This is a genomic window from Pantoea sp. SS70, assembly GCF_029866845.1.
Taxonomy (GTDB): Bacteria; Pseudomonadota; Gammaproteobacteria; order Enterobacterales; family Enterobacteriaceae; genus Pantoea; species Pantoea leporis.
In genome coordinates this window covers 3071499-3090077 of sequence record NZ_CP117199.1, presented here as the reverse complement: position 1 = coordinate 3090077, position 18579 = coordinate 3071499, and the positions used below count along the sequence as shown (strand labels likewise).

Annotated in this window: 13 protein-coding genes and 1 pseudogene; 11 read left to right on the top strand and 3 right to left on the bottom strand. The window is 56.4% G+C overall.

Features of this window, described 5'->3' with window-relative positions; all coding sequences use genetic code 11:
* Positions 1-160 precede the first annotated feature (160 nt).
* Positions 161-1414, top strand: coding sequence for a serine hydroxymethyltransferase (gene glyA / locus PO881_RS14265; protein WP_280171970.1), 1254 nt, complete (start codon positions 161-163; stop codon positions 1412-1414).
* Positions 1415-1542: 128 nt separating this feature from the next.
* Positions 1543-2682: a 3-phenylpropionate MFS transporter gene (locus tag PO881_RS14260; RefSeq protein ID WP_280171969.1), complete on the top strand. Its 1140-nt coding sequence runs from the start codon at positions 1543-1545 to the stop codon at positions 2680-2682.
* On the opposite strand, the gene csiE is transcribed toward PO881_RS14260, so the two are convergent.
* A complete protein-coding gene (gene csiE / locus PO881_RS14255; RefSeq protein WP_110868270.1) occupies positions 2679-3947 on the bottom strand; it encodes a stationary phase inducible protein CsiE in 1269 nt (422 codons plus the stop codon). The two genes, PO881_RS14260 and csiE, sit on opposite strands and share 4 nt — an antisense overlap.
* 155 nt (positions 3948-4102) lie before the next feature.
* Here csiE and PO881_RS14250 point away from each other — a divergent pair, with 155 nt between their 5' ends.
* The 3 genes from PO881_RS14250 (at position 4103) to PO881_RS14240 (ending at position 6905) form a co-directional block, all read left to right on the top strand.
* The gene (locus tag PO881_RS14250; RefSeq protein ID WP_137386294.1) at positions 4103-4729 is read left to right on the top strand and encodes a DUF1007 family protein; all 627 of its coding nucleotides are present in this window, start codon (positions 4103-4105) and stop codon (positions 4727-4729) included.
* A complete protein-coding gene (locus PO881_RS14245; protein ID WP_280171968.1) occupies positions 4720-5700 on the top strand; it encodes a nickel/cobalt transporter in 981 nt (326 codons plus the stop codon). The genes PO881_RS14250 and PO881_RS14245 overlap by 10 nt, the downstream gene beginning before the upstream one ends.
* A 191-nt stretch (positions 5701-5891) precedes the next feature.
* Positions 5892-6905 carry a hypothetical protein gene (locus tag PO881_RS14240; protein ID WP_101763476.1) on the top strand — a complete coding sequence of 338 codons (1014 nt, stop codon included), beginning with the start codon at positions 5892-5894 and terminating at the stop codon, positions 6903-6905.
* Between the two features lie 36 nt (positions 6906-6941).
* Here the strand turns inward: PO881_RS14240 and suhB are convergent, their stop codons facing one another.
* Positions 6942-7745 carry an inositol-1-monophosphatase gene (gene suhB, locus PO881_RS14235; protein ID WP_008108283.1) on the bottom strand — a complete coding sequence of 268 codons (804 nt, stop codon included), beginning with the start codon at positions 7743-7745 and terminating at the stop codon, positions 6942-6944.
* Positions 7746-7866: 121 nt separating this feature from the next.
* Between suhB and trmJ the strand changes: the two genes are divergently transcribed.
* The 5 genes from trmJ (at position 7867) to sseB (ending at position 12670) form a co-directional block, all read left to right on the top strand.
* A complete protein-coding gene (gene trmJ, locus PO881_RS14230) occupies positions 7867-8610 on the top strand; it encodes a tRNA (cytosine(32)/uridine(32)-2'-O)-methyltransferase TrmJ (RefSeq protein ID WP_110868266.1) in 744 nt (247 codons plus the stop codon).
* A gap of 135 nt (positions 8611-8745) precedes the next feature.
* A complete protein-coding gene (gene iscR, locus PO881_RS14225; RefSeq protein WP_008108287.1) occupies positions 8746-9243 on the top strand; it encodes a Fe-S cluster assembly transcriptional regulator IscR in 498 nt (165 codons plus the stop codon).
* Between the two features lie 88 nt (positions 9244-9331).
* Entirely contained in the window at positions 9332-10504 is a 1173-nt protein-coding gene (locus PO881_RS14220; protein ID WP_110868265.1) for an IscS subfamily cysteine desulfurase, read from the top strand.
* A gap of 62 nt (positions 10505-10566) precedes the next feature.
* The gene (gene pepB, locus PO881_RS14215; RefSeq protein ID WP_101763480.1) at positions 10567-11853 is read left to right on the top strand and encodes an aminopeptidase PepB; all 1287 of its coding nucleotides are present in this window, start codon (positions 10567-10569) and stop codon (positions 11851-11853) included.
* Between the two features lie 49 nt (positions 11854-11902).
* Entirely contained in the window at positions 11903-12670 is a 768-nt protein-coding gene (gene sseB, locus PO881_RS14210) for an enhanced serine sensitivity protein SseB (protein ID WP_192411384.1), read from the top strand.
* A 30-nt stretch (positions 12671-12700) separates the two neighbouring features.
* Here sseB and sseA read toward each other — a convergent pair whose 3' ends face one another.
* Positions 12701-13540: a 3-mercaptopyruvate sulfurtransferase gene (gene sseA / locus PO881_RS14205; protein WP_192411385.1), complete on the bottom strand. Its 840-nt coding sequence runs from the start codon at positions 13538-13540 to the stop codon at positions 12701-12703.
* A 147-nt stretch (positions 13541-13687) separates the two neighbouring features.
* Between sseA and PO881_RS14200 the strand changes: the two are divergent.
* Positions 13688-18574: pseudogene (locus tag PO881_RS14200) on the top strand (alpha-2-macroglobulin).
* Positions 18575-18579 lie beyond the last annotated feature (5 nt).

The window sequence follows — 18579 nt, the reverse complement described above, 5'->3', positions numbered from 1 at the left end:
AAAGCGTAAAAAACCCGTTCCAGCGCCATGCCAATCGTTTGCGCAAAAAGAGGGGATTGACGCTACCGTCACCTGTCAAAACCGTTTACACTGTTCGCCTTCGCCCCCTAGCCGGGGCCTAAACTGCCGTTAAAAAGTTAGCTGAGTCAGGAGAGTCCGGATGTTAAAGCGTGATATGAACATTGCCGATTATGATGCCGCGTTGTGGCAGGCTATGGAGCAAGAGAAAGTGCGTCAGGAAGAGCACATTGAACTGATTGCTTCTGAAAACTACACCAGCCCACGCGTAATGCAGGCCCAAGGTTCACAGCTCACCAACAAATATGCCGAAGGCTATCCGGGCAAACGCTATTACGGCGGATGTGAATACGTCGATATCGTTGAGCAACTGGCGATCGATCGCGCTAAAGAGCTGTTCGGCGCAGATTTCGCTAACGTACAGCCGCACTCCGGTTCTCAGGCCAACTTCGCGGTTTACACCGCGCTGCTGCAGCCAGGCGACACCATTCTGGGTATGAACCTGGCGCACGGTGGTCACCTGACGCACGGTTCCCCGGTAAACCTGTCGGGTAAGCTGTACAACGTTATCCCTTACGGCATCGATGAAACCGGCAAAATCAACTACGAAGAACTGGCTGAGCTGGCACAAACCCACAAGCCAAAAATGATCGTCGGCGGCTTCTCTGCTTACTCTGGCGTGTGCGACTGGGCCAAAATGCGTGAAATCGCAGACAGCGTTGGCGCCTACCTGTTCGTCGATATGGCACACGTTGCGGGCCTGATCGCCGCAGACGTCTATCCGAACCCGGTTCCTCATGCCCACATCGTGACTTCAACCACCCATAAAACCCTGGCGGGTCCGCGCGGCGGCCTGATCCTGGCGAAAAACGGTGACGAAGAGCTGTATAAAAAACTGAACTCCGCGGTGTTCCCGGGTGGTCAGGGCGGTCCTCTGATGCACGTGATCGCCGGTAAAGCGGTGGCGTTCAAAGAAGCGATGGAGCCAGAGTTCAAGACTTATCAGCAGCAGGTGGCTAAGAACGCGAAAGCGATGGTGGAAGTTCTGCTGGAGCGCGGTTACAACATCGTTTCCGGTGGCACACACAACCACTTGTTCCTGATCGATCTGGTCAGCAAAAACCTGACCGGTAAAGAAGCCGATGCCGCTCTGGGCCGCGCCAACATTACCGTGAACAAAAACAGCGTACCAAACGATCCGAAGAGCCCGTTTGTGACCTCTGGCGTGCGTATCGGTACCCCAGCGGTGACGCGTCGTGGCTTCAAAGATGCTGACGTTCGCGAGCTGGCTGGCTGGATCGCTGACGTGCTGGACAACATCAACGACGAAGCGACCATCGAACGTACCAAACAGAAAGTGCTGGAAATCTGCAGCCGTCTGCCGGTGTACGCGTAAGCTTTACGCTTCTCGATGCAGTGCAAAAAAGGATGGTGCAAGCCATCCTTTTTTATTGCCGTCGCAGCAGTGCTCTGACAAAGTAGCGCCCACTCGTGCTGCTCAGCAGCATTTTTGCTGGAGGGAATATGGCAATCGGCTCCGCCAAATGGCTCGGTTTGGGCTACTTCACTTACTTCTTCTGTTACGGCATTTACCTTCCTTTCTGGAGCGTGTGGCTCAAAGGCACCGGACTTGATGCAGAAAAAATCGGTCTGCTGCTGGGGTGCGGCATGGTGGCGCGCTTTGTCGGCAGTTTGCTGATTGCCTCGCAGGTAAAAAATCCCTCACAGCTGATCACTGCGCTGCGCTTGCTGGCGCTGATGACGTGCCTGTTCGCTATCGGTTATTGGCTGGGACAACAGTGGATGTGGCTGCTGTTCGTGATGATCGGCTTCAACCTGTTTTTCTCACCGCTGGTGCCGCTGAGTGATGCGCTGGCCGCCACCTGGACGCAGCAAATTGGTCTGACATATGGCCCGGTTCGTTTGTGGGGCTCGCTGGCGTTTGTCATCAGCTCTGCCTTAACCGGCATGCTAGTCACGGCGTTCTCATCGCAGGCGATTCTGGTGCTGCTGTCACTGGGCGCGATCGGCATGTTAGGTGGGATGATGTTAACGCCAGCGACGAAGCCGCAGGGCAGTGAACGTCAGACGTCAACCGATGGTGGCTGGCAGGCATGGCGTGATTTGCTGCGCGAAAATGCGGTGTGGCGTTTCATGTTATGCGTGACATTGTTGCAGGGCGCGCATGCGGCTTACTACAGCTTCAGCGCGATCTGGTGGCAGGAGAGCGGTTATTCCGCGTCGATTATTGGCTACTTGTGGTCGCTGGGCGTGGTGGCTGAAATCATCATTTTTGCTCTCAGCAGCCGACTGTTTCGCCGCTGGAGTGCGCGCGATCTCCTGCTGTTATCGGGTGTGTGCGCCATTATTCGCTGGACAATGCTGGGCTCCAGCACCGCGTTGCCGTTGCTGATCGTGGCGCAAATTCTGCACTGCGGCAGCTTTACCGTCTGCCATTTAGCGGCGATGCGGTTTATTGCCGCGCGCAAAGGCGCGGAAGTGATTCGTCTGCAATCGATCTATTCGGCGCTGGCCATGGGCGGCGGTATTGCGGTGATGACTATGATTTGCGGCGTGCTGTTTACGCATCTGCAAGGACATCTGTTCTGGGTGATGGCGTTAGTGGCGCTGCCGGCGCTGTTCCTGCGTCCGCGCGCCGCTTAACTCTCCAGCAACTGGAGAATACGCTGCTGCTGATGACGACTCAGCGGCAGCTCCGCCTGAATTAGCGGCGGTGAGAACAGCGGCAATGAAATGGCATACGGCGTAATCACCAGCGCGATATCGCGCGGCGCGCCTTCACGCTGAAAATGCACGACGTCTTGATAGCTGATGTTGATCGGTAGCAGCGTCATTTCCCGCAGCTGCTGCTCCAGCAACTGCTCCAGCGCCGCATCCGCGCCCGTCAGCAGCAGCACTTGCTTTTCCTGCAATGCACTCTCCTGCATCAGCCAGGCACCAAATAACACCGCCACCAGACTTATCTCTTCAGCACTAAAGCGCGTGGCAAAGTTACGGCTGAAATGCTCAAGTGCACGTTCCGTGGTGCGCAGCAGACGCGGGTAGAGCCGTGCGACATCCAGCGCCACGCTGTTATCGATGCCGATGGCAAAATGACTGCGATCCAGCGCCTGCGCCAGATGCGTAAAGAGTTGCTGAGTGAGTTCGGCGCGATTTCTGAAGGTGGTTTGTGCCAACTGCTCAAAGCGCGCAATCAGCGCTTCCACGGACTGCATCAGCTTTACTGCCTGCGGATGCTCCAGCTGCGTAGCGGTTGGCGCGTGAATCAGGCTAAATAGCAGCGTCCAGAAGTCGGTCTCGCTTACATCCGGCGCTAAGTGGCAGCGCTTCTGCCAGTGATGGATGACGTCGTCGGCGGCAGCACGTTCGACTTTTTCCGCCAGCCACGCGCGCTGTCCGTCATTGAACAAGGCGTTTTGGCGCTGGCACAGCGCATACTTCATGAAGATTTGCAGAAACAGGCGGTCGCGCGGGCTGAAGTCGCGCGCCAGACGCAGGCTGCAGTGCTGAATCAGCGCCTGCAAGTTGGTTTCATCCCACAGCGCTTTCTCGATTTTCAGGACTTTCAGGCGCTGACGCAGCACCGGGGCAAAATGCTCGCAGACAAAATCCTGCGACAAACGCAGCGCGCGTCGCAGCCAGTGGATCAGGCACAGCCGCCTGTCCAGTTCCGTCCCGTGTATGCGAAAGCTGCCATCGACCATCTGGTGTAGCTCCAGTTGATGGTAACGCTGTATCTCCTCTCCCACATCCGCGATATCCTGTCGGGCGACAACAGGCGCCACGCCATTCAACTGGCAGAGCTTTTCAAGCGTCAACGCGGGAGCGGGCAGAAATAGCAGCAGTAACAGATGACAACGACGCTGGGAACGGCTGAAGAGTGGTGCAGAGGAGGGTGCAGAACTCATCAATGGTTTATCCGCAGGTCACTTTTGAGCTAAGAATAGCTAACTCCACGCGGTAACCTTGCACTTTGTCGTGACTTTTGTTCAGAGCTTTAGGGCGGGTCACAATTTTTCTGGGCCACTCTACACTTCACTTTAAAATTGTTACTTTATAACACATGAAAATTGCACTCATTACGTTTACGCTGTTGTTCAGCACCGCAGCCTGGTCACATCCGCATAGCTTTATTGACATGAAAACCGAGTTCATCAGTGACAACCAACATCTTAGCGGCATGAAAATGGTGTGGACCATGGATGAGATAACCTCCGCCGATCTGTTGTACGACGCAGGTAAAGCCAAGCCCGGTGATGTGGTGTGGAAAAAGCTGGCGGCGCAGGTGATGGCAAATGTGCTCGGTCAGCACTATTTCACCGAAGTGTGGCAGGACAGAAATCGGGTTAAGTTTCTCAATCTGCCGAAAGAGTACAACTTATCGCGCAACGGCAACAAAGCGGTGCTGGAGTTTATCGTGCCGTTTGGCGAGCCGCAGTTATTGAGCGCGAAGCAGTATCGCATTCAGACTTTTGATCCCAGCTACTTTGTTGATATGTATTACGATAATCCACAGGCATTAACCATGGACGACACCGTTAAATCGCATTGCCAGATCGATCTGCATACGCCGAAACCGGATGACTCGCTGAAGCAATATGCGCTGTCGCTGGATAAAGCCGATGCGCCGCCAGAGGATATGGATCTTGGCCAGCAATTCGCCCAAACGGTGACACTGACATGTCACTGATTTCGCTTCCCTCCCGTTCACGTCGTTTATGGCCGCTGTGGCTGATGGCGGCGTTATTGCTGCTAGCGGGCGTGCTGCTGTGGCAGCACTGGTCGCAGATTTTGCTGCAAAGCGTGCTGTGGCAAAAAATCCTCAATCGCGAAATGACGCAGCTTTTGCAGCAGGTGGCTGAACAACCGCAGCAGGCGGGCGTGACGCTGATGCTGTTCAGCCTCGCTTACGGCGTGCTGCATGCGCTGGGGCCGGGACACGGCAAAGTGGTGATCACTACCTTTCTTGCCACCCATCCGGCAAAGTTGAAAACCAGCATGAAGCTAACGTTGCTGGCTGCTTTGCTGCAGGGCGGCGTGGCGATTGGTTTGGTGACGCTAATGCTGGTGGTACTGCAAACCTCGTCGCGTCAGATGCATCTCGGCAGTTACTGGCTGGAGAAGGGCAGTTATCTGTTAGTCGTCGCGCTGGGTATTTGGGTCGGTTGGCGTGCATTGCGGTCGCTGCGCCAGCAATGGCGTCCTCAGCCAAAGTTGCAGATCCACGCTATTCGCCCAGCGCATCAGCACGATGAACACTGCGGCTGCGGACATGCGCATCTGCCCAGCGCTGCGCAGATGGATCAGGCAGTTAGCGCTAAAACGCAGGCGCTGGTGGTGTTTTCCATGGGGCTGCGGCCATGTTCCGGCGCCATCATGATGCTGCTGTTTGCCAAAGTGATTAACGTGTATGCGTGGGGCGTCGCCTCTGCCGTGGCGATGGCGTTGGGCACTGCTCTGACGGTTTCGGCGCTCGGCTTGTTAGTGCAGCGCTCCCGTCTGCTGGCTCAGCGCTTAGGGCAGGCCGGCGGTAATCATCCTGTGACCAGACTGCTGGTGCCGCTGCTCGCCATGTTAGGTAGCGTGCTGTTAATCGTTGCGGGCGTTGCATTATGGCAAAGTACCTCGCCGGGCATCGGCGGTGGAATTCGTCCTTTCTGACATTAAGGATATTTGGGTAGTGTAAATATTCCACTGTTGCAAGTATTCTCCCCCTCAACAGTTAATTAAATATCTCCGCTTAGCGCGCTGGTGAAAATAGATTTCTCTGTCTAAGCTCAATTACACCAGTCAATATCCTGGTGGATTAGCAATTATAAAATTTCAGCGAAATATTCTGCGAGGAGAAAACGATGCCTGAAACTCGGATTAATAATGGCAGCGTAGATACGGTGCACGACGTGCATGGCGGCCTACCATTAAAACGTATTTCATGGAGCGCAGTATTTGCCGGCGTTATCGCTGCGCTAATCATTCATATTTTATTGGGGATATTGGGTACAGCGATTGGTGCAACAACCATCGATCCACAACAGGAACAAAATCCGCTGCAGCATCTGGGAACCGGCGCGTTAATCTGGACCGGCGTGAGTATGCTGATTGCCATGGGCGTAGGTAGCTACGTTGCGGGGCGTCTGGCGCAGCGCGAAGGGGCGATGCATGGTTTGTTGATGTTTGGTGTTAGCACCATTTTGACATTATGGCTCGCGATTACCCTGGCAACTGGCGTTATTGGCGGTGCGTTTAATATTTTAGGCGCCGGCGTAAATGCTGTTGGTAATGGAATTTCCGCAGCGGCGCCATCACTGACCAATATGGCAAAAGAGAAGCTGCAGGAAAGTAATATCAATTTAGATGATTTAAAAAACGAATTACAAACTACGCTGCGTCAAACCGGCAAGACAGAATTACAACCTGAGAATCTGCAAAAGGATGTAAATAACGAAGCCAATAACGCGCAAAATCAAGCAGAGCAAACGGCACAAAATCCACAGAATGCTGATAATGATCTGGCTAATTGGTTGAAAGGCGTTATGAATCGTCACTCAGATACATTGCAAGCTGCCGATCGTGATGCGCTGAAAAATATTATCAAAGCGCGCACCGGTAAAAGCGATCAAGAGGTTGAGCAGATTGTAACTCAAACCGAGGAGAGCTATAAAAAAGCCGTGCAACAGTATCAGGAGTTGAAACAGCAGGCGGAGCAAAAAGCCCGTGAAGTGGCTGAGCAAGCGGCGGCCGCAACGGCGAAAGCGAGCTGGTTCACCTTCTTTATGCTGGTGATTGAAGCAGTACTGGCAGCATTGCTGGGGCGCGTGGGTCGCAGGACGCAACCGCGTCAGGTATTAAGCCACGAACGTCGGTAACAAAAAAAGGCGGCTGATTCAGCCGCCTTCTCGCTTCTAGCGCTTCAGCGCCTCACTCAACTCTTCACGCATCGATGCCAGCATCGCTTTCACTACGCGTGGGTTACCCGCAACGATGTTACCTGACATCACGTAACCGTGGTTGCCGGTAAAGTCAGTCACCAGGCCGCCCGCTTCACGAACCAGCAGCTCGCCCGCCGCAAAATCCCACGGCTTCAGGCCAATCTCAAAGAAACCATCAACGCGACCTGCAGCGGTGTAAGCCAGATCCAGCGCCGCCGAACCGGTGCGACGGAAATCAGCGCACTGGGTGAACAGTTTGCCAACGATGTTGATGTAAGGCGTTGCGTGCTGCTTCAACTTGAACGGGAAGCCGGTCGCCAGGATGGTGCCATCCAGATCGCGCGCCGTGCTGCCGCGCAGGCGATAGCCATTCAGCTGTGCGCCCTGGCCGCGTACGGCGGTGAAGAGTTCGTTGCGCATTGGATCGTAAACCACAGCCACTTCGGTGCGGCCTTTGATGCGCACAGCGATAGAAACGGAGAAGTGTGGTAAACGTTTGATGAAGTTGGTGGTGCCATCCAGCGGATCGATTACCCATTGAATGTCTTGATCTTCGCCCGCCAGCTCACCGCTTTCTTCGGTGATGATGGTGTGTTTCGGGTACGATTTACGAATTACTTCGATAATCAGACGTTCTGCGTCACGGTCAACATTGGTAACGAAGTCGTTGCTGCCTTTCTGGCTGGCTTCGACAGCGTCCGGGGTTTCATAATTCTTGGCAATTAAATTTCCGGCCTTGCGCGCGGCGCGCACGGCTATGTTGAGCATCGGATGCATCGGTATCTCTCGCTGGATGTTAAAGAACGGGGAAAACGGCGCGGAGTATATCAGCGTGTTCAGCAAATGTCCTCTTTTTATGTTAGGATGCGCGCCATCATTTCCCTGACCGCCTCTAATTATGCTGCAGAATATCCGAATCGTATTGGTAGAAACGTCGCACACCGGCAACATGGGCTCCGTCGCACGCGCGATGAAAACCATGGGCTTAACCAACCTTTATCTGGTCAATCCGCTGGTGAAACCAGATTCACAGGCCATTTCCCTCGCCGCCGGTGCCAGCGATGTCATTGGTAATGCGCGCATTGTCGATACCATGGATGAAGCCATTGCCGGTTGTAGTTTGGTGGTTGGCACCAGCGCACGTTCACGTTCACTGCCGTGGCCCATGTTGGATTCACGCGAGTGCGGCATTAAAAGCGTGGAAGAGGGGCAGCAGGCGCCGGTGGCGTTGGTGTTTGGCCGCGAGCGCGTGGGCCTGACTAACGAAGAGTTGCAGAAATGCCACTATCACGTCGCGATTCAGGCGAACCCGGAATACAGCTCACTGAATCTGGCGATGGCGGTGCAGATTATCGCTTACGAAGTGCGCATGGCTTGGCTGGACGCGCAGGAAAAAGCCGCGCCGACGGAAGAGCCGGTCGAATCACCGTATCCGCTGGTTGACGATCTGGAGCGCTTCTATCAGCACATCGAACAGATGATGCTGAACAGCGGCTTTATCCGTGAAGGCACGCCAAGCCAGGTGATGAGCAAGCTGCGTCGTTTATATACGCGTGCGCGGCCCGAACGCGACGAACTAAACATCCTGCGCGGCATGATGGCATCATTCGAAAAGCGCAAAGGTAATGTGGATAATAGTTGAGTAAAACAGTTGGTTAAATAGTTGAGCAATTTACTTGGTTAAATAGTTGACCGTTTTACTCAGGAATGTCAGACTGGCGTCAATTCTTCAGATAACCCGCCGATAACCGGACGGACGCTTACGAGGTTGTATGCTATGAGACTGACATCCAAAGGACGTTATGCCGTAACCGCTATGCTGGACGTTGCACTGCACTCCAATGAGGGCCCGGTGCCGCTAGCTGACATTTCTGAGCGTCAGGGCATCTCATTGTCCTATCTGGAGCAGTTATTCTCACGTCTGCGTAAGCATGGCTTAGTGGCTAGCGTTCGTGGTCCAGGCGGCGGTTATCTGTTAGGCAAAGATTCAAGCGCGATTGCTGTGGGCGCGGTTATTACCGCCGTTGACGAATCTGTCGATGCCACCAAATGCCAGGGCAAAGAGGGCTGCCAGGGCGGCGAGCGTTGCCTGACCCACGTTTTGTGGCGTGATCTGAGTGAGCGCATCAGCGACTTCCTCAACAACATCACGCTGGCGGAACTGGTGAATAATCAGGAAATCCTCGAAGTGGCCGATCGTCAGAATACCGTCGACAATCGTCGTTTCCAGCAGCATCGTGTGCAAGAAACCATCAACGTTAATCTGCGCGCTTAATCAGTTCTCCTTCGGCCTTTCCTGTTCATACGGGCGAGGCCGAATGTGCTATAAAGACGTATGATTTTTTATACGGAGTTTTAGCGCAATGAAATTACCGATTTACCTGGATTACGCAGCCACTACGCCTGCGGATCCGCGTGTTGCCACCAAAATGATGCAGTTCCTCACAATGGATGGCACTTTCGGTAACCCCGCGTCCCGTTCCCACCGTTTTGGCTGGCAGGCTGAAGAAGCTGTTGATGTGGCTCGCAATCAAGTTGCTGAGCTGGTCAATGCCGATCCCCGTGAAATCGTTTTTACCTCCGGCGCGACCGAAGCGGACAACCTTGCGATCAAAGGTGCCGCGCAATTCCATCAGGCGCGCGGCAAACACATTATTACCAGCCAAACCGAACACAAAGCGGTGCTCGACAGTTGCCAGCAACTGGCGCACGAAGGCTTTGATGTCACCTTCTTACAGCCGGGCAGCGACGGTATCGTTACGCCGCAGATGCTCGAATCTGCACTGCGCGACGACACGGTGCTGGTGTCGCTGATGCACGTCAATAATGAAACCGGTGTGATTCAGGACATCGCCGCACTCGGCGCGCTGTGCCGTGCGCGTGACATCCTGTTTCACGTTGATGCCACGCAAAGCGTCGGCAAATTGCCGATTGACGTCACTGAACTGCCGGTGGATTTGATGTCGTTCTCAGCGCACAAGCTGTATGGACCGAAAGGCATCGGCGCGCTGTGGGTGCGTCGTAAACCGCGTCTGCAAATCGATGCACAGATGCACGGTGGCGGTCACGAGCGCGGCATGCGTTCGGGCACGTTGCCGGTGCATCAGATTGTCGGCATGGGCGAAGCCTACCGGATTGCGCGTGAAGAGATGAGCAGCGAAATGGCGCGCCTGGCCGAGCTGCGCCAGCGTCTGTGGCGCGGTATTAGTCAATTGGGTAACGTGAACCTCAACGGTTCGCTGGAGCAGGGCGCTCCGAATATCCTCAATATTAGTTTTGCCCACGTCGATGGCGAATCGCTGATTATGGCGCTGAAAGATTTGGCGCTGTCATCCGGTTCCGCCTGTACCTCGGCCAGTCTCGAACCTTCCTATGTGCTGCGCGCGATGGGCGTTGAGCAGGAGCTGGCACACAGCTCGCTGCGTTTTTCGCTCGGGCGCTTCACCAGCGCAGAGGAAATTGAGTACGCTATCGAGCTGGTCAACAAAGCGGTAACACGTCTGCGGGCACTTTCGCCTGCGGCAAACGCCCGCTAATTCATGCACCCCTTGCGCCGGTTCTGGCGCAAGGTGACACCTAACGCAAACGGAGCCACGCGATGACAACACAACCGATGATAATTACGCTCAGCTCCCAGGCCGCCGATGCGCGCTGGGGTGACAAAGCGCTGCTGAGCAGCAACGAAAGTGGCATGACCGTTCACCTGACTGGCGCAGACGCGCTGATGAGCATCCAGCGCGCGGGGCGCAAGCTGGACGGCCAGGGCATTCGTCACGTCTCGCTGCAGGGCGAAGGCTGGGATGTGGAAAAGTGCTGGGCGTTCTGGCAAGGCTACCGCAGCCCGAAAGGCAAACGTCAGGTCGAGTGGCCGGAATTCAATGAGGACGATCAGGCTGAATTTGCACGTCGTCTGAAGATTGTTGACTGGGTGCGCGACACCATCAACCTGCCGGCGGAAGATCTTAGCCCGGAACAGCTGGCGCACAACGCGGTTGATCTGATCAACGAAGTGGGCGGCAAAGCAGTCAGCTATCGCATCACCAAAGGTGACGATTTGCGTGTTCAGGGTTACGCCGGTATCCACACCGTGGGCCGCGGCTCCACGCGCGCACCGGTGTTGCTGGCGCTGGATTTCAATCCAACTGGCGATGAAGATGCGCCGGTTTACGCCTGTCTGGTCGGTAAAGGCATCACCTTTGATACCGGCGGTTACAGCCTGAAGCAGAGCGCTTTCATGGACTCAATGAAGTCTGATATGGGCGGCGCGGCAACGCTGACTGGCGCACTGGCGCTGGCGATTTCACGCGGTCTGAATAAGCGCGTGAAGCTGTATCTATGCTGCGCAGACAACATGGTCAGCGGCAACGCCTTCCGTCTGGGCGACATCATTCGCTATCGCAACGGTAAAACCGTGGAAGTGATGAACACCGATGCGGAAGGTCGTCTGGTATTGGCCGATGGCCTGATCGATGCCAGCGAGCAAAATCCTGAACTGCTGATCGATGCGGCAACGCTGACCGGCGCGGCGAAAACCGCGCTGGGTAACGATTATCACGCGCTGTTTACCTTTGACGATGTGCTGGCGGAATCGCTGCTTGGCAGCGCGACCGGCGAAAACGAAGCATTTTGGCGTCTGCCGCTGGCCGAGTTCCATCGCAGCCATCTGCCTTCGAACTTTGCCGATCTGAATAACATCGCCAGCCCGTCACATGCGGCGGGTGCCAGCAGTGCGGCGGCGTTCCTGTCGCATTTCGTCAGCAAATATCAGCAAGGCTGGCTGCACATTGACTGCTCCGCGACGTACCGCAAAAGCGCGGTGGATCAGTGGTCCGCGGGTGCGACCGGTTTGGGTGTACGCACCGTCGCCAATCTGTTACTGAAATAATCCTCATCACGGCAGGTGCAAGCTTGCCGTCTTTTTTGGAATACGACAAATGAGTAACCGTCTTGAAGAGGTGCTGAAGCTGGCGGCTACTGAGCCTGCGCACCGTCCGGAATTTTTCCAGCTGCTGCTGGAAGCCGATGTGTGGGTGCCAGGCGAAAGTCCCGCCGAACAGTTTGATGCGACTTCGCCGGTCGAATTACAGCATTGGGAAAAAGAGGGTGGCGGCAGCGTGATCCCGTTCTTCACCTCGGAAGAGGCGATGGGCGAGGCCATCAAAGATGAACAGCCTTACCTGCGCATGCCGGTGCGCACGCTGTTTGAAATCACGCAAGGCGAAACGCTGTTCCTCAATCCGAAACTGCCTGCGGGTAAAGAGTTTTCGCCGGGTGAAATCGCCCATTTGATTGGCGAAGAGGGCAGTGCGCTGAGCCAGCAAACCGTGCTGGAAGGCGGTCATGCGTTGCTGTTGTCCGAAGTGGCCGAGCCGCCAGCGCAGATGATTGATTCGTTAACGCAACTGTTTGCCAAGTACAAACAGGTACGCCGTGCTTACATCGCCAGCATTCGTGAAAGCGCTAGCGCAGCACCGAACCTGCTGATTGGTATCGAAGCTGATAGCGATATCGATGAGATTATTCAGGCGGCGGGCGGTGTAGCGACGGATACGCTTGCGGATGATGCGCCCATTGATATCTGTGAAGTGGTTAATGAAGATCGCGGCGTGAGCCACTTCTTTACTGCCCACATCACGCCGTTCTATGAACGTCGCTGGGGCAGTTTCCTGCGCGATTTTAAGGGCAGTCAGCGGATTATATAATGCGCGGTCGCCATTGATGGCGACCTGCTATCACTTCTCGATCGGTAAATCGTCGCGGCTGCCCCATTCGCCCCACGAACCGTCGTACAGCGTCACATCCCGCACACCCAGCGAGGTGAGCGCCAGAATCACCACCACCGCCGTGACACCCGAACCGCAGCTGGCAATCACCGGCTGATCCAGTTTTACCCCCGCCTGAGCAAACAGATCGCGCAGTTCCGCTGCCGGTTTCAATTCACCATTTACCACTAAACTGTTCCACGGCACGTTCAGGCTGTTGGGAATATGCCCGCGCAGCAAGCCCGGACGCGGTTCATCCACTTCGGCGTTAAAACGGTTCGCCGCACGGGCATCGACAATCTGCGCACCGCCTTCGTGGCTGATCAGCAGCACATCGGTCAGACGTTTCACCTGTGCGCTATCATAAGTCGCTTCGAATTCACCCTCCGGCAAACTAACCGGTCCGGTGGCGACATCGAAACCGGCTGCCTTCCAGCCCTGTAATCCTCCGGCCAGAATCGACACGTTTTCGCAGCCAAAGGCGCGCAGCATCCACCACGCACGCGGAGCCGAAAACAGGTTGCCTTCGTCATACACCACCAGATGTTTGTCCTGGCTGACGCCCAATTCGCGCATTGCCACCGCAAAGGATTCGGCGCGGGGCATCATGTGTGGATAAGCACTGGTGTGATCGGACAAGGCTTCAATATTGAAGAACGGCGCATTCGGCAGATGACCAGCCAGATATTCAGCCTGCACATCACGTACGGCTTCCTGGCCAGGCGGTAACATGCGGGCATCAAGCACCTGCAATGTTTCCTCGATGTAATGTTCTTTCAACCAATCAGCGGACACAAACATGGCTGTCATAGCAACCTCTTCTCAGCAAACGGGAAACGACCAGTCTCCGGGAATGTGAACGCTATCTCAAGGGTGTGATTGCTAAAGTTGGCGGGTTGATGTGAAATTGCGCGGAATGACGTTTTCTTAACTTCTGGGACTGGTGAGGGAATTACCATGGCAAAACGTTTTAACCGGCTGCTGCTCAGCGCGCTGTTCGGTGCTGGATTACTGGGCGGCGGGACCTTGACGATACACGCGGAGGAAGCGGCAACCGCAACAGCAACGCAGAAATCGCTGTCAGTTATCGATCTCTCCGAGCTGCAACTCGACGGCGCCGCCGCGCTGGTGTTGACCTTCAACACGCCGCTTGAAGCGAAGCAGGATTTCGCTGCGCGCGTGCAGATTATCGATGAGAAAAGCGGCAAGGTTGATGGCGGCTGGGAGCTGGCGCCAAACGGTAAAGCGTTGCGTTTTCGTCATCCTGAACCGTCGCGCAAGTTGACGGTTAACGTCGATGCCGCTCTCAAAGCGGCCGATGGCAGCACCTTATCGAAATCGTTTAGCCAATCGCTCACCACGCGCGATATCCAGCCGATGGTGGGTTTTGCCAGTCGCGGATCGCTGCTGCCGCTGCGTCTGACGCAGGGATTGCCGGTGCTGGCGCTGAATGTGAATAACGTCGACGTCGATTTCTTCCGCGTGAAAAACGCCTCGCTGGCCGATTTTCTAGCGCAGTGGAATTACGGCAACAATATGTCGTACTGGGAATCACGCGAGCTGCTGAAAAATGCCGATCTGGTTTACGGCGCCCGCTTCGATCTTAATCCGGCACGCAACACGCGCGAGAAAATGCAGCTGCCGCTGGGCGATGTCGATGCGCTGAAGCAGCCGGGCGTTTATCTGGCGGTGATGAAACAGGCCGGAACCTACAACTACACGCAACCGGCGACACTGTTTACGTTGAGCGACATCGGTTTGTCGCTGCACCAATTCCCTGAACAGCTGGAACTGTTTGCCCAAAGCCTGACCAATGGCGCGCCGCTTGGTGACGTTAGCGTGCAGCTGCTGGATGAAAAAGGCAAACAACTCGCCAGTGGCACCAGCGACAGCAACGGTCATTTGCGCTTACCGGCGAATGCTAAAGGCAAGCTGCTGCTGGCGACACAAAAGGACCAAACCTCGCTGATCGATCTTAATCGTCCGGCGCTGGATCTGGCGGAGTTCCCGATTGATGGACCGCAAGGCTACGACAAACAGTTGTTCGTATTTGGTCCGCGCGATCTCTATCGTCCGGGTGAAACGGTGATCGTCAACGCGCTGCTGCGTGATGCAGATGGCAAACCGTTGCCGCCGCAGCCGGTGAAAGCCGACGTGGTGCAGCCGAATGGCGAAGTGTCGCAGACCTTTGTCTGGCAGCCAGAGAACGGCGTCTATCAACATCGCTTCGCGATACCGGCTGCGGCGATGACCGGCGAATGGACGCTGCGCATCAACAGTGGCGACAACCAGCCGCGCAGCTGGCCGTTCCACGTCGAAGACTTCCTGCCGGAGCGCATGGCGCTGGATTTGACCAACAGCGCGCAGCCGTTGGCGCCGGATGACGACGTCACCTTTGCTGTTGAAGGCCGCTATCTGTACGGCGCGCCGGCTGCGGGTAACGAGCTGCAAGGGCAGCTGTTCCTGCGTCCCGCGCGTGATGCGGTTGCCGCGCTGCCTGGCTATCAATTTGGTGACATCACTGAAGAGCTGAAACGTTCGCTCGATGATGTGGATGAGAAGCTGGATGAGAGCGGCAAGCTGCAGCTTAACGTTGAGAGCAGCTGGAAAGAGAGCCATTCGCCGCTCAATCTGATTCTGCAAGCCAGCCTGCTGGAAACCGGCGGCCGTCCGGTGACGCGCCGCGCGACTCAGGCGATTTGGCCGGCAGCGGCGCTGCCCGGCATCCGTCCGCTGTTTAGCAGTGAATCGGTATATGACTATCGCAGCGATCGTTATCACGATGAGCCGACCGTGGCAGAAAACAGCCTCGCGGAATTCGACGTGGTCTACGCCAATCCGCAGGGCGAAAAACTGGCGGCGTCAGATCTTGATGTGCGCCTGATCCACGAACGCCGCGACTATTACTGGAGCTTCTCTGATAGCGAAGGCTGGTAATCGCGCTTCGATCAAAAGGATCTGCAGGAGGATCAGCAGCGCATCTCTATTACAGCGGGCGGCAGCCAAAAAGTGAGTTTCCCGGTGGAGTGGGGCGCCTATCGCCTGGAAGTGCATGCCGGCGACAACATTATTAGCAGCGTACGCTTCCAGGCCGGATATGGGTGGCAGGACAATACCAACGGCACCGGCGCGCTGCGTCCGGATCAGGTCAAACTGAAAATTGATAAAACCGCCTATCAGGCGGGCGACACCGCGCATGTGCAGGTGGAATCGCCTGCTGCCGGTAAAGGCTATCTGATGGTGGAATCCAGCAGCGGCACGCTGTGGTGGCAACCGCTGGAGGTTCCGGCGGGCGGCGCAACCATTGATGTACCGATTAGCGACAGCTGGAAGCGACACGATCTCTATCTCAGCGCCATCGTGGTGCGCGACGGCGACAAGGCCAGCGGCGTCACGCCGAAACGCGCGGTGGGGTTACTGCATCTGCCGATGGCGACCGAAGCGCGCCGCCTCAGCTTAGCGCTCGACGCGCCGGATAAAATCCGTCCTGAGCAGACGCTAAAAGTGCAGGTCAAAGCCAGCCGTGAAGGTGGCGCATTACCGAAGCAGGTTCAGGTATTACTCTCGGCGGTGGACAGCGGTGTGCTTAACATCACTGACTACAAAACCCCGAATCCGTGGGAAGCGTTCTTTGGCCGCAAGCGCTATAACGCCGATCAATACGATGTGTTTGGTCAACTGATTGAAGGCGGTGGCAAACTGGCCGCGCTGCGCTTTGGTGGTGACGCCGACGATGCGGATGCGCTGTCGCGCGGCGGCAAAAAACCGGTCACTGATGTGCAGATCGTGGCGCAGCAGTTGCAGCCCGTAACGCTGGATGCCAATGGCGAAGGCACGCTGGAACTGCCGATTCCGGCGTTTAATGGCGAACTGCGTTTGATGGCGCAGGTGTGGAGCGACGACAGCTTCGGGTCGGCCGATCGTAAGCTGGTGGTTGCCGCGCCATTGATCAGTGAACTGGCGACGCCGCGCTTCCTGGCCAACGGCGATCAATCTACGCTGGCGCTGGATCTCACTAACCTCACCGATCAACCGCAAACGCTGAAAATCAACGTCAGCGCCAGCGGCCAGATCGCCGTGAACGGCAACATCCCTGCCAGCGTGCAGCTGGCGCAAGGCGCGCGCACCACCTTGCAAATTCCAGTCAAAGCGCTGGGCGGCTTCGGTGAAGGCGAGGTACAGGTCAAGGTTTCCGGCATGAGTTTGCCGGGTGAAACGCTGGCGGCGAGCGAGCGTAAATGGAAAATTGGTGTACGTCCGGCGTATCCGGCCCAAACGCTGAGTTTCGATAACGTGATGCAAACCGGCCAGAACTGGCAGGTGATGGCCAGCGCCTTCAATGGCTTGCAGCAGGATACCTTGAGCGGACAGCTGTCGCTCAGCAACCGTCCGCCGTTGAATATCGCCAGCTATATCCGTTCGCTGTATGCCTATCCTTATGGTTGCCTTGAACAGACCGCCAGCGGCATTTGGCCGTCGGTGTTCACCAATCATGCGCAGCTGACGGCGATGGGCATCAAAACCAGCAACGATGAAGCGCGTCGCGCCTCAATTGATACCGGTATCGCGCGTCTTGCCGGCATGCAGCGCGGCAACGGCAGCTTTGGTTTGTGGAGCAAGGAGAGTCAGGAAGAGTTCTGGCTGACGGCTTACGTCACCGATTTCCTGCTGCGCGCCAGCGAAGCCGGGTACAGCGTGCCGGATGGCGTGATTACCCGTGCCGACGAACGTCTGCTGCGCTATCTGCAGGATCCCGCGCAGATCGAAACCAGCTGGAGCAGCGATGCCGATGGCTTGCGTTTCAGCGTGCAGGCTTATGCCGGATTGGTGCTGGCACGTCAGCAGCAGGCTCCGCTCGGTGCGTTGCGTGCGCTGTATGAAAAACGCGATCGGGCTAAATCGGGCCTGGCGATGGTGCAGCTTGGCGTGGCATTGAAGCTGATGGGCGATCAACAGCGCGCACAACTGGCGCTGGCGCAGGGCATTGGCCTGGAACGTAAACCCAACAGCTGGCTCGGCGATTACGGCAGCCCGGTGCGCGATCGCGCGCTGATTCTGTCGCTGCTGACAGAAAACCAGCTGCTGCCGGAGATGCAAGGTCCGTTGCTGATCGATCTGGCGAAAGCCGTACACGGACAGCGCTGGTTCTCGACTCAGGAAAACAACGCCTTGTTCCTCGCCGCCCGCACCTTGCAGCAGCATAAAGGCGAAAGCTGGCAGGCGACACTGCAGGGTAAAGCGGAACCGCTCAGCAGTGATCAGCCGCTCAATATTGGCATGACGGAAGATCAGCTGCGTCAGGGCGTGTCGGTGAAAAGCGACAACGCATCGCCGCTTTACGGCACGCTGAATGTGGTGGGGTATCCGCGCACCGCACCGTCGCCGATGAGCAACGTGCTGCAGATCAGTCGTGAGTACTTCACGCTGGAGGGTAAGCCGGCGGATCTCACCAACCTGAAAAGTGGCGAGCTGCTGGTGGTGCGGCTTAAAGTCGCGGCCAGCGAGCGCGTCAGTGATGCGCTGGTGGTGGATCTGCTGCCTGCCGGACTGGAGCTGGAAAACCAGAACCTGAGCGACAGCAGCGCCAGTTTAGGCGACAGTGCCGATGCGCTGAAAGAGAGCATGATGGATATGCAACAAGCCAACATCAAGCACATCGAATTCCGTGACGACCGCTTTGTCGCCGCGCTGGCGCTCGATGGCTACACGCCGGGCACGCTGCTGTATCTGGCGCGTGCGGTGACGCCGGGCAGCTATCGCCTGCCGCCGCCGCAGGTGGAATCGATGTATGTGCCGGAATGGCGCGCGATTGGCAGCACGCCGGAAAAACTCAATGTGCGTTAAGCATT

Excerpts from the sequence above, each read along its gene's own strand:
- trmJ (WP_110868266.1), top strand. The coding sequence starts at position 7,867 with ATGCTGCAGAATATCCGAATCGTATTGGTAGAAACGTCGCACACCGGC.
- PO881_RS14260 (WP_280171969.1), top strand. The coding sequence starts at position 1,543 with ATGGCAATCGGCTCCGCCAAATGGCTCGGTTTGGGCTACTTCACTTAC.
- PO881_RS14245 (WP_280171968.1), top strand. The coding sequence starts at position 4,720 with ATGTCACTGATTTCGCTTCCCTCCCGTTCACGTCGTTTATGGCCGCTG.
- sseA (WP_192411385.1), bottom strand. The coding sequence starts at position 13,540 with ATGACAGCCATGTTTGTGTCCGCTGATTGGTTGAAAGAACATTACATC.
- csiE (WP_110868270.1), bottom strand. The coding sequence starts at position 3,947 with ATGAGTTCTGCACCCTCCTCTGCACCACTCTTCAGCCGTTCCCAGCGT.
- iscR (WP_008108287.1), top strand. The coding sequence starts at position 8,746 with ATGAGACTGACATCCAAAGGACGTTATGCCGTAACCGCTATGCTGGAC.
- PO881_RS14240 (WP_101763476.1), top strand. The coding sequence starts at position 5,892 with ATGCCTGAAACTCGGATTAATAATGGCAGCGTAGATACGGTGCACGAC.
- PO881_RS14250 (WP_137386294.1), top strand. The coding sequence starts at position 4,103 with ATGAAAATTGCACTCATTACGTTTACGCTGTTGTTCAGCACCGCAGCC.
- glyA (WP_280171970.1), top strand. The coding sequence starts at position 161 with ATGTTAAAGCGTGATATGAACATTGCCGATTATGATGCCGCGTTGTGG.
- suhB (WP_008108283.1), bottom strand. The coding sequence starts at position 7,745 with ATGCATCCGATGCTCAACATAGCCGTGCGCGCCGCGCGCAAGGCCGGA.
- PO881_RS14220 (WP_110868265.1), top strand. The coding sequence starts at position 9,332 with ATGAAATTACCGATTTACCTGGATTACGCAGCCACTACGCCTGCGGAT.
- sseB (WP_192411384.1), top strand. The coding sequence starts at position 11,903 with ATGAGTAACCGTCTTGAAGAGGTGCTGAAGCTGGCGGCTACTGAGCCT.
- pepB (WP_101763480.1), top strand. The coding sequence starts at position 10,567 with ATGACAACACAACCGATGATAATTACGCTCAGCTCCCAGGCCGCCGAT.